This is a genomic window from Mucilaginibacter gracilis, from assembly GCF_003633615.1.
GTDB lineage: Bacteria > Bacteroidota > Bacteroidia > Sphingobacteriales > Sphingobacteriaceae > Mucilaginibacter > Mucilaginibacter gracilis.
On record NZ_RBKU01000001.1, the window covers coordinates 5,641,176 to 5,652,527 of the forward strand.

Below are 11,352 nucleotides of genomic sequence, written 5' to 3' on the forward strand. Positions count from 1 at the left end.
AACGCTTGGGGTAGTTAATTGGTTTGCGCCCGGGTTTATTTAATTGGCACCATGGGGCTTTACCCGGCGGCAGGTGGCTCAACAAGTTCGTATCCGGTAAACGTCCAAACGGCTTTACCTTTTTCTTGCGTTTTAACATAGTTAACCCGGTAAGTAGTATTGGGCACCATAGTAAACTGAAAGGTAAGCGTAGTTGCTGCAGCATCCTTAGGGATAAAGCCAGGCAACAACTGATCGGCCAAAAAAGCGATAGGGTTTGACATCGGGAATTAAGATTTTTAGAGGCTCTTTAAAAAATACCCAAACGAGCGTCGTTGCGAGGTACAAAGCAATCTCTAAGCAGGAGAAACGGACTTACAGAGCCGCTCTGTATAGTTTAAAGATTGCTTCGTACCTCGCAATGACGCGGGGAATTGATATTTTTATTCTTTATAATTATTTGTGAATGAAATTTAAACAGCATATTACAAAATAACGCACCAAGCTACCCCATAACAGCACAAAAAGCAATATAAAAAGCTATTGATATTACACTAATACCGCTTTTTGGTGAGCAAATAAACCAAAACAAGCCCCATAAAAACAGCTATAGCAATGGCCCATTTTAAAAGCGTTGCCAAATTTAGTGTTTTAGGCTTATCCTCGTCGTTAGCCAGGTATATGGTACTTAAATCGGCAAAGGGGTTATTATCGGTATCAAACCTCATCTGCGTGTAATTTGATGGCGGCGGCAGTACTATGTTGCGCTGCGGCGGCGCGGCATCGGCAAGTTTAGGCGTTGGCGCGCCTGGGGGTGCAAACTTAACCACCTTGGGTTGTGCAAGTTCCTTAACCACCTCGGGCTCAACTGCGGCAATGGGCGTTTGTGCTTCGGGCTCGGGCAAGGGCTGCGCGGCAAGCAAGCTTGCAGTACGGGCAGTTAAAATAGGCTCATCCGGGTCGCTGCGCATACTGCGCCATGGCGCGGCAGGAGGCACAATTGGCGGACCTGGCACAGGCTCGGGCATTGTTGCAGCAGGGGGTGTTACCGCGCCGGGCAATGCCGGCTCGGGCCTGGTAAGCTGCGGCGGTAAAGGCGCAACAGGCGCAGTTTTACTTTCGGGAGGGGTATTTACAGGTGCCGGTTTAAAGGGCTTGGCTGTAAGCACCATTGGTTTAACATCAACCCTTGGCGGCGAATAAGTAACCTTTAATGGCGAAAACTCCTGAGGCACTTCGGGTATTTTAGCTGGCGGCAGGGGCGCTTTTTCGGGCTCGGGTGTAGCAGCAGTTAGGGTGCCGGTGCTTTCGCTGGCAAATGGGTTGCTGTTTAAAAGGTTGTTGCCGGTACTGGCTGCGGCAGCATTGGCCCTTTTGGTATTGGCAGGCAAAAAATCGGCCTCCCTAAAAAACCTGTTCTCGTACTCTAATTCTTCTGCCGGTATGGTTTTGTTTTTAAAGGGCAAAAAATCATCTTCCTTTAAAAAATTATCGCTGTTTAGCTCGGTTTGCGCTTCCTCGGCTTTAGCTTTAAGGGGCGCAAAATATTCGGGTTTTAAATTAACATTACTGTTGTTTGACCTGGCCTGTAGTGGATTTTTAATTTTAAAAGGCAAAAAGTCGCTATCATCATTACTGTTAGCTGCAGGGGTAGCATCGGTTTCTGCAGTTAGCGGCGGCTCGGCCAATTGCTGCGGCCCCACTCCAGGCGTAAGCGATGGTGCCGCCGAAGGCGCATCGTACAAACCAAGCCGGGCAACCGGGGCAAGCGCAGGTGCAGCCATAGGTATAATTGGCGGCTCGCCCTTAACGCCGCGTTTATAGGCAATATGGCTTTGCCATTTTCCGGCTAAACGGGCTTCAATTTTTTTACCCTCAACGGGGTAAAGGCCGTTTAAAAGCTGCCATCCCAAAAAGTCGTATTTGCCGTCGGTAACTATCAGCCCCTGGGCCACCAAATAATCAAGCTGAGCTTTAAAATTTTTACGTTTTTCCTGGGTATCAAGTTCCTGGTCAAAAGCAGGTTTTATATCCACCATTTTATCAATGGCGTTGCTTTGCTGCAAAACATCAAGTATGTTTATATATAATTGCTTATCCATAAATGATAAAACAGGGCAACGCTTTGCCAAATGTTATATAAAAATAGCTAATATACGTATTTTTTAACTATTAAGGATTTGTTTTTTATTTCACCAACGCGGCTCACAAAGCGGCCTTATGCCTTTTTTACATACCAACCATAAAAATAAACCGTTATGGGCCCACAGTAACAGGCGCATCAACCTTAAGCGCATCAACCACTTTAAACCGTTTAACCAGCATGGTGTAATGCGTTCCGTTTAATTTATAAACCGGCATTTTATCGGTGCTGCCTAAGCGCACAACGGGCATGCGGCTGTAAACAACCTCGGCGTTATCAAAATTAATGGTGTTGCTGGGCAGTGCAGCAGTTGGCGGCAATGCCAAATAATCGGCAATACTTGGCGATGGGTTAGTTAACAGCAAACTGTTAAGGTTTGGGGCACTTTTTAAACCTTGCAACTTAAAATTTTGCACTTTATTTTGCAACAGGTTGGGCGTTACTTGTGCAGTTGCACCTAACCCCAAACTAACCGAAATAAGGGTAAAAAAAATAATTTTCATGGCTTATTGTAAACTTACAATTAAAGTTAGCATTTTAACTTTACGCATGCAAATTTTCTTTAAAATTAACAGTTTGGCGCATGCAGTACATGGCCTACGCAACCTGTGTTAAATTAATGTTTCGGCAAAAAAAATAATTTATTTAACGGCGCGCACCAAGTGCATGGAGTAAAATGTTTTTGGGCCACCTTTTTCAACCTTAACGTTAAAAACGGCATTTTGCGGGTTATATACACCGTAATGCAAACCCACGGCATAATCATATATCACCTGGCCGGGCGTACCCTTTATTAAGCCGTTTGGGTTATTTTCGCTGTAAACAATTTTGCCCTGGTAAAAAAATATCAGGGGCCGGGTGCCTTCCTCATAATCCGGATAGGGCACGCCAAGCGCGGTTTCAACATCTTGCTTTGGCAGGGGCGTATTAAACACACAAAGGCCGTCCCATTTAAAACTGGTTAAATCGGCAATTTTAACAATACAATTGGCAGCACCCTTACAATCGTCGGCCTTGGCCTGTATCTTTTTTTCAATTTCCTCTTTTCCATTTTTAACGCCACAGCCCGTGGTTAATAATAAAAGCAATAAAATTTTAAAAGATTGTTTCATTTTGATAGATAAAATTTAAAACTGGTTGTTTGAGGCCGCTAAAGTACTAAAACCATTCCTATTTTTAGTTTTAACGTTTCATAATGCAGCACGCCCTATTTTGCAGTACCTGGCCGCCGCCAATTTTTAACCAAACAGCTAACCCAACGGCTAAAATAAAATTGATACCAGCCCTGTAAAATATTTTTTGTACCTTTACACCACTTTATTATCCCAATAATAAATCCGTTTTTCAGATCTCTGAAAACTGAAATCAGATGACGGAAGTCAGAAATCTGAAAACAGAAATCTGAAGTCAGATGTAGGAAATCCGAAATCCCAAAACGGACATCCGAAATCCGCCCTCCGAAATCCGAAATCCGCCCTCCGACTTCCAAAATCCCAAATCCTCCCTCCACAATCCGAAATAAAAACACATGGATACCACCTTTAAACTTACCCCTATTCAAAACCAGGCCGCGCAGCTTTTTTTGGGCCATGCGCGCGAGTTTTTATTAGTTGGCGGCAGCCGGTCGGGTAAATCATTCGTTATTGTACATCAGCAGTTACGCATGGCGCAGCAGTATCCGGGTTCAAGGCATATTATTGCGCGTTACCGTTTTAGTCATGCCAAAAACTCCATTTGGTTAGATACCCTTAAAAAAGTAACCCGCGTTTGCTTCCCCGACGAAAAATTTACCTGGCGCAATACCGATTTTTACCTCCAGCTTGAAAACGGATCGCAATTATGGATTGCCGGACTGGACGATAAAGACCGTACCGAAAAAATACTCGGCATGGAATTTTTAACCGTTTTTTTAAACGAAGCCAGCCAAATATCATACGAAGCTTATACCACCATTAAAACCCGCCTGGCCCAAAAGGTTGATGGCGCGCAGCCGCTTTTGTTTGTTGATGCCAACCCGCCATCAAAAAAACACTGGATGTACCGCGTATTTGTTGAACATACCGACCCCGAAAGCAATACCAATTTATTACCCACCAGGTATGCCATGCTTAAAATGAACCCCGACCAAAACCTGGAAAACATTAGCACCGAATACCTGGACACCCTAAACTCGCTCCCGCTGCGCAAACGAAAACGTTTTAGGGACGGCGAATTTGCCGACGATAGCGAAGGTGCCCTCTGGACCGACGACCTGCTTAACGGCACCCGCATTTGCCGCAACCCCGATGGTACCCTACCCGTAGCGCTTAAGCGGATAGTAATTGCCATTGACCCCGCCGTGAGCAGTAAAGATACCAGCGACGAAACCGGCATTATTGTAGCCGGCATTGGTTTTGACAACCATTTATACGTTATTGACGATGCCACCGGCCAGTACAGCCCCACCGAGTGGGCACGCAAAGCCGTTGCCCTGTACAACCATTACCGTGCCGACCGTATTATTGGCGAGGTTAACAACGGCGGCGATTTAATTGAAGCCGTGCTGCGCAATGTGGACGCCAAAATAAGTTACCGATCGGTACATGCCACGCGCGATAAACTTACCCGCGCCGAACCGATTGCCGCCATTTACGAGCAAGGCAAGGCCCATCACATTAATGAGTTATTGGAGCTTGAGCTGGAGATGACAACCTGGGAAGCCCAAAAAGGCAAACGATCGCCAAACCGTATTGACGCCCTGGTTTGGGCCGCTACCGATTTATGCCTGCGCCTGGGTGCAATAAGCGGCCAGGCCAAGTTCCACTTCCGCCAAAAACCAAACCTCAAACAAAGCCGCCTGCTACAAACCGGCCAAAAGCGTTTACCAACCCAAAACGGTTAAGCAACTTGCCCTTTCCCTATTTCACGATAATGCGAAAGTAAGTAGTGGGGGTAATTTCGCCATTCCTGCGCCCGGTGTTGTTTCACTACGCCGAAAGTATGCGGTATAGCTCCAGGTTCAAATAATAAAAACCTTTGCCAACCTCCCTTTTTTCAAGTATGCCCATCCTGGTTAAGTTATCTAAGTATCGTCTGGCAGTATTTTCGGCATAAGCACGGCTGGTTACTAAATGCTTTACTTTGGTAAACGGCTGTGTAAAAATGGCATTAACAAGTTGGTCTGGCCGTTGCACATCTGTATCTTCCTCAATTGCCGTTAAAATGGCATTCTTGGCGGCAATAATATCGTTTATCTTGTCATAAGTAATGTTTGAGGTAACCTCAACAGCTTTCAACATAAATAGCAACCAAGGCTTCCAACTACCTCTTTGCGTTATTCCGGCAAGGCCGGCATAATAATCCTCCTTATTGTCGATGATATATTTACTCAAAAACAAAATCGGATGATCCAGCAATCCTTTTTTGGCTAAATAATTGATATTAAAAATGCGTCCGGTACGGCCATTGCCATCCCTAAAAGGGTGTATAGCTTCAAATTGATAATGCCCTATAGCCATTTTCAGCAAGGGGTCTACCGGGTATTTTTTATCATCATTTAAAAAGTCTACCAAATTGTCCATTTTGGCTTCAATAATTCCTTTTCCGCGTGGAGGCGTATAAAACGTTCTCCCTGCGTTAGGGCCAGTGCCACCTTCCTTAATAATAATTTGGGCGATAGGTGTTCGAATGCCGTCGGCAAACTGACTAACTATCCGGTACATCCGTACAAAATAATTGGTGTCAATGGGTTGGTCGCCTTGCAGATATTGATGGCCTTCCCAAAGTGCCTCCCTATAATAAAGTACTTCCTTGGCAGGGCCATTTGTATGGTTTATATTTTCTTCACTATAGGCTTTGTAAAGTTCGTCGTCTGTGGTGAATATATTTTCAATAGCACTGGAAGCTTTTGCCTCCTGCAAACTTATTGAATTGATAAGTAGGCCTTGATTGGGTATTGCAATACTTCTACCGTGCAATCTGGCAAGGGCTGCTTTAGCATTACCTAACTGTTCATAAATGTCAATGTCCCGGTATAGCTCCGGTGCTATGGGCAACTCTGGTAAATCATTCCAAGGTTTCATTCTATCGGGATTAATCTTGTAGGCCATAGTTCAAAACTAATGTTTTTCACATTAAAAAACTTAAATTTTAATGCCAATCTATCTTTTTAACATTAAAGCAATCCCTCAACCTTTCATTCACATTAAAAAATCAACTTTTTAATGTGAACAACACATTTTCACCTTAAACACTAATCTTCATTCTACTAAACTCAAAATCAACATCTTTAAGGTTATCAATTGCGGTACATGTAATTTAGTTAAGCTATTTAAAAATGCACCATCGGTGCAAAAGGTCGGTAGCTTATCAATAATTGCTTATTTGCATGCCGTAGGTATGTCACTTATGCAGGGGTTGTGCCTACTGCAAATTAAAACCCCATAAAATTTTTATTATTCAAACTTTATTTATTACTTTTGTAATCAAAGTAATAAAACGGTTTAATGGTTGATAGTTCATCAACTATAGTTTAACTTTTACAGCTATCGTGGCGCAGTTTAGCCACCTATAGAAAAACGTAGGTATACAACTTTAATAGTACTAGTCCTGAGTCAAAAGTTAGATTATTCTTTTTTTGACTTAGAACTCAAGACTTGTGGCTAAAGACTATCAACCATGATCCACGCACTAAATCCCAATAAAAATGCTTCCAATTAAACTAAACGGAGTACCCTACAATTTCCCTACCGAAGTAGCCGAGATCAGCCTCGGGCAATTTTTTGCCTTGCGCCAGTCAAAAGGCATCCTGCACGAAATTTGTGCCCTTACGGGGATAAACCACGAAACCGTTTCTAACTTCAAGGGCCGCGATGATCTGGATAAATGCAGCGCCTTGCTAAACACCCTGGGCCAAAAACTGGCCGCCGGGTTTGATGGCCACACGCTGCCCAAACAAACCGTGGTGGGTGGCAAAACCATCCGCGTGCCTAAAAACCTAAAAATAGAACCCGTGGGCGCATTTATAGCCGTTTACAACTTAATTAACGACGAGCAAAAGCGTTGCGCCGCCGCCCAAATTGAGTTCGACCCTACCAACATCATTCCGCAGGTGCTGGCCCATTATTTATGGCTGCCCTTTATGGGCGACGATGTGCTTTATAACGACGAAAAAATTGAGAACGAAGCCTACCAGCAGCAAATAATGACTATCCCGATAACGGATGCCGTGCCCATTGCCAATTTTTTTTTTCGGAAGTTTCCGCACTTATAACCGAGCAGGGCAAGCTACTTTACCGCCCACCCACTGCCGACGAGCAGCGCGCCAATTCGCAAAAGCTTAACCAATTTGGCTGGATGCTCACCATTGATACCCTCGCCAATTTCGACATAACCCGCTGGGATAACGTACTGAGCCAAAGCTACGAGCGCACCATCATCAAACTCATCATTAACCGCGAACGCACCGAATACCAAAAACGCTACGCCGAAGCCGTGAACCAGGTAGATAAAAGATAAAAACAGCAAGTAAAGTTAAAAAGCAAATGGCCAATATTATTTAAAGGCTTTTTAAAAACACCCCAAAAACCGTCATTACGAGATAAATTTCGGTGTTCAACATTCAAAATTCAGTGTTCGATATTGTTTTGTTCCTTAACTTATTCACATTGCTCCGTAGGTGCAATACCTAACAAGTATGGCTAACCTTAACAAAACCGCGCACATGGCTATTTTTTATATCCACGAAGCAAAACCCCAACAAACTATCTAATCCGTTATGATAAAAACCACACTCCAAACCCTGGCCGCCGGGCAAAGCTCTATAGCTTCCTTTTTTTACGGAACAGATTACGAGGCTAACATACAGGCCGACGATGCCGCTTTCCCGATGCTGCACGTGCAAACCATCACCAATTCGGGTGCCGAATTATCGGCCACCACAGGCGCGGCACGTAAAACATGGCCCCTGTTTTTGTTTTTCTGCCAAAAAGGCGACATCGACTTAACTACCGACGAGCAGGACGCCATTGCCGAACAAATGAAAGATTTAGCTATTGAATACGTGGCCCGCCTTAACAAAACCCGCCAGTTTGATGAAGTATCTAAAATACAATTTAAACACCTCTACTACAAGTTTGATATGTGCGTATGCGGCGTACTCACCATGATAACCTTGCGCGACAGGAGCGGCTACGCCGTGTGCGTGTAAGTATACTCAACATTAAACTATGCTCACAAATTAATACACCAAATGAACCTGCAATTGTTCGCCTATTTTACCGATATCCGCAACCAGATTATCGAAATTGCCACCCAAAAGGGTATGAATGCCAGCGGCAAAACCCTAACCTCGCTCGAGATTACCGAAATACCAAACGGACTGGAGCTAATGGCCAACAGCAACATTTACTTTATGGAAAACGGCCGCGGCCCCACCCATCCCGGCACACCGGCAGGCAACCCCAACCTGGTTGAAGTGATACAAAACTGGCTGGATGCCAAGGGCCTTGCCATAAACCCCTACGCCGTAGCCAACGCCATCCACAAAAACGGAACGCGGCTATACCGTTCCGGCGGCAACTCGGGCGTACTCAGCATCCCCCTCAAACTCGAACGGCTCGACGAGGTATTCGCCAACATCAGTGCCGAATACCTGCAAACCGCCTCGCAAGATATATTTAAACCCATGCTGGAGATGGGGCAGTAATTTTAAGATACAAGAAGCAAGAGGCAAGATGCGAGAAGCACGAAATTAGACCAAAAACCTCAACAAAATACACTTAAAAAACCCTGTCATTGCGAGGTACGAAGCAACCGCACAGAGGCATATTCGCCCTGCATAACGGCCCGGCCTCCGTGCGATTTCCACGCTTAAAAAGCCCTGTCATTGCGAGGTACGAAGCAACCGCACAGAGACATATTCGCCCTGCATAACGGCCCGGCCTCCGTGCAATTGCCACGCTATCGCTCGCAACCACATATTTTTACATCTTACATAAAAACACATCTTCCATCTTACCTGATACATCTTCCATAAACCCTTACCCCATGCCAATAATAGGTACCATAGTAAATTCATTTGATAACGAGTTTGGCCATTACCAAATTCGTTATGATGTTGGTGGCAACGGCTTTTCCGTAAATTTTACCGGCAACAACGAGCAATACACACTAAGCAGCAGCCAGCGCGGCGGCTTCAACGAGGGCGATTATGTGGGCACCCTGCAAACCGGGCCCGGCACATTGGTAACCTTTACCGCCAGCCTAACCTTCCCCTTTTTAGTGGCAACTCCCGGCACCGTACCAATAGATGACGGCAGCGATGGCAACAGCGGCGGCCCATCCGGTTGTAATATTGCCATAACCAGCCTAAGCACCGTTGCCGAAAGTGCGCCCGGCGCAGCAAACGGCACGCTAACCATTGTGGCCACAACGGCAAACCTGCCCATCAGCTACAGCATTAACAACACCACGTGGGTTAGCAGTCCGGTTTTTAGCAGCCTATCCGGCGGTAGCGGCACCGCTTACGTAACCGATGCCCTGGGCTGTACTGCCCAGCAAAGTTATACCGTAACCACCACGCCATTAGTATTTAACAGGCTGGTAAGCAGCCCGGCCATTGGCCAATCGCGCTGGAGCGCACTGTTTAACCCCATAATATTTGGTTACCAAAGTGCTACGGCAGTACCGGGCCGCAAGTTTATAACCAAAATTACCAGCGGGTACGATGGTGCCGCAAACGTAATAACGGCCACCCATGCCGCCAACCTAACAGGCTATTGCCGGGCCGATATATCAAAATACCTGCGCACGCTGCTGCTGCCTCAAGACGAGCTTAATTATACAGCCATTAACTATCGCGATGCCAACATCAGCGCATCATATACGGTAGAGTACAAAGAAACCTGGGACGGCGGCAGCGATACCGACTGGACAAGCGCCGGCGACCCTTTTTACGTAACCTACTCGGCCATGCAAATTGGCAACACCACCGGCGGCAACATGCAGCCCTATGTAACCTATCCCGGTGCAAACCAGGCCAACCCCGGCAAGTTTTTAAACGATTTTAAAATACCCGTGCTCTATACCGATATGCCCTGGGACATCTCCTTCATTTATTCCGAAAAGGTGGCCGGCTATCAGCTTAAACTGGGTGGTAACGGTATTGATGTTAATGGCAACATCTGCGGTTCGCTGGGCGAATCCATGTTACTAAACGAAGATGGTTCGGCACTGCTAAACGAAGACGGCTCTAAACTCCTGATCGAAAGACAGGCCCCCGGAACGCTACTCAACAAGCTGGGCGTTAACCGCTTGCGCATAACCCAAAACATACCCGCAAACAGCAATTGGCTGGATGTTTTTTTGTTTTACACCGATGGGCAGGGCAACAACATACCCGTAACCGAAAGCCGGCGTTTACTGTTAGATAAATCGCCCTGCAACGGCCTGCCCTACGAGTACCTCAAGTGGATGGGCCCAACCGGCGGCTGGCTGTATTACATGCTCATTAAAAACCAGATACACGAAATAACCACCACAAACCCCGTATTGATGGACCGCTACATTGCCGATTACGCTGCCGCGGATAGCACCCAGCAGCTCATCAGCATAAGCGCAAAAAAGAAGATAACCGCCGGCAAAAACGACATACCCGCCTACGAGGCCGAAGCACTGGCAACCCTGCTGTATTCGCCCAAGGTGTACCGCCTGGTTAATGCCGCCACCAACACCTGGCAAGGCGTAATTATTGATACCACATCCCTAAAAATGTACCAAACCTACGGCCAAACCGGCGATTTTGAAATTGCCTTTATCCTGCCCGAAGTTAACGTGCAGCGCGCCTAAGCCCCCTAACCCCCTAAAGGGGGAACAAGAAAATGCACCGGGAGGTGCAGTGGCCCGGTAGCGATCAACAAACAATCTCTATTGCACCGTTAGGTGCAATAGCCCGGTAGAAAAACGACAAACAGTCTTTTTTGCGCAGTAGCTGCAATAGCCCGGTAGAAATCAACAAACAAATTTTTTTTTGCGTCGTAGGTGCAACAGGTCGGTAGAAAAAAAACAAACATATCTCTTTTTGCGCCGTAGGTGCAATACTTAACCTAAGTAAATCAATAACAAACACCAAATAACCAAGTAAAATCCGGTACTCAACATTTGCTCTAACCAACCAAGCCCCCTTCCGGGAGGCGCTAATCAAAAACTCCCCCTTTAGGGGGCTGGGGGGCACCATTCAATTCACTAACCAA

General features: G+C 45.9%; 11 protein-coding genes. 6 read left to right on the forward strand and 5 right to left on the reverse strand.

The window, feature by feature from the left end; translation table 11 throughout:
* Positions 1–59 precede the first annotated feature (59 nt).
* The 4 genes from BDD43_RS25080 to BDD43_RS25095 all read right to left on the reverse strand — a co-directional run bounded on the left by BDD43_RS25080 (position 60) and on the right by BDD43_RS25095 (position 3,234).
* Positions 60–263 carry a hypothetical protein gene (locus BDD43_RS25080; RefSeq protein ID WP_121200830.1) on the reverse strand — a complete coding sequence of 68 codons (204 nt, stop codon included), beginning with the start codon at positions 261–263 and terminating at the stop codon, positions 60–62.
* A gap of 270 nt (positions 264–533) precedes the next feature.
* Positions 534–2,081 carry a hypothetical protein gene (locus BDD43_RS25085; RefSeq protein ID WP_121200832.1) on the reverse strand — a complete coding sequence of 516 codons (1,548 nt, stop codon included), beginning with the start codon at positions 2,079–2,081 and terminating at the stop codon, positions 534–536.
* 154 nt (positions 2,082–2,235) lie between these two features.
* Entirely contained in the window at positions 2,236–2,625 is a 390-nt protein-coding gene (locus tag BDD43_RS25090) for a hypothetical protein (RefSeq protein ID WP_121200834.1), read from the reverse strand.
* Positions 2,626–2,763: 138 nt separating this feature from the next.
* Positions 2,764–3,234 (reverse strand): hypothetical protein, encoded by a 471-nt coding sequence (locus BDD43_RS25095; protein ID WP_121200836.1) that lies wholly within the window; start codon positions 3,232–3,234, stop codon positions 2,764–2,766.
* A gap of 416 nt (positions 3,235–3,650) precedes the next feature.
* Here BDD43_RS25095 and BDD43_RS25105 point away from each other — a divergent pair, with 416 nt between their 5' ends.
* On the forward strand, positions 3,651–5,003 hold the full coding sequence (locus tag BDD43_RS25105; RefSeq protein ID WP_121200840.1) for a phage terminase large subunit: 1,353 nt from the start codon (positions 3,651–3,653) through the stop codon (positions 5,001–5,003).
* An 85-nt stretch (positions 5,004–5,088) separates the two neighbouring features.
* On the opposite strand, the gene BDD43_RS25110 is transcribed toward BDD43_RS25105, so the two are convergent.
* Entirely contained in the window at positions 5,089–6,210 is a 1,122-nt protein-coding gene (locus BDD43_RS25110) for a Fic family protein (RefSeq protein WP_121200842.1), read from the reverse strand.
* A gap of 596 nt (positions 6,211–6,806) precedes the next feature.
* On the opposite strand from BDD43_RS25110, the gene BDD43_RS25115 reads away from it, so the two are divergent.
* The 5 genes from BDD43_RS25115 (at position 6,807) to BDD43_RS25130 (ending at position 10,948) form a co-directional block, all read left to right on the forward strand.
* Positions 6,807–7,373, forward strand: coding sequence for a hypothetical protein (locus tag BDD43_RS25115; protein ID WP_121200844.1), 567 nt, complete (start codon positions 6,807–6,809; stop codon positions 7,371–7,373).
* 83 nt (positions 7,374–7,456) lie between these two features.
* Positions 7,457–7,618, forward strand: a complete 162-nt coding sequence (locus BDD43_RS30255; protein ID WP_162847165.1) for a hypothetical protein — start codon at positions 7,457–7,459, stop codon at positions 7,616–7,618.
* A gap of 259 nt (positions 7,619–7,877) precedes the next feature.
* Positions 7,878–8,309, forward strand: a complete 432-nt coding sequence (locus BDD43_RS25120; RefSeq protein WP_121200846.1) for a hypothetical protein — start codon at positions 7,878–7,880, stop codon at positions 8,307–8,309.
* Between the two features lie 42 nt (positions 8,310–8,351).
* Positions 8,352–8,807, forward strand: a complete 456-nt coding sequence (locus BDD43_RS25125; protein ID WP_121200847.1) for a hypothetical protein — start codon at positions 8,352–8,354, stop codon at positions 8,805–8,807.
* 341 nt (positions 8,808–9,148) lie between these two features.
* Positions 9,149–10,948: a hypothetical protein gene (locus tag BDD43_RS25130; RefSeq protein ID WP_121200849.1), complete on the forward strand. Its 1,800-nt coding sequence runs from the start codon at positions 9,149–9,151 to the stop codon at positions 10,946–10,948.
* Positions 10,949–11,352 lie beyond the last annotated feature (404 nt).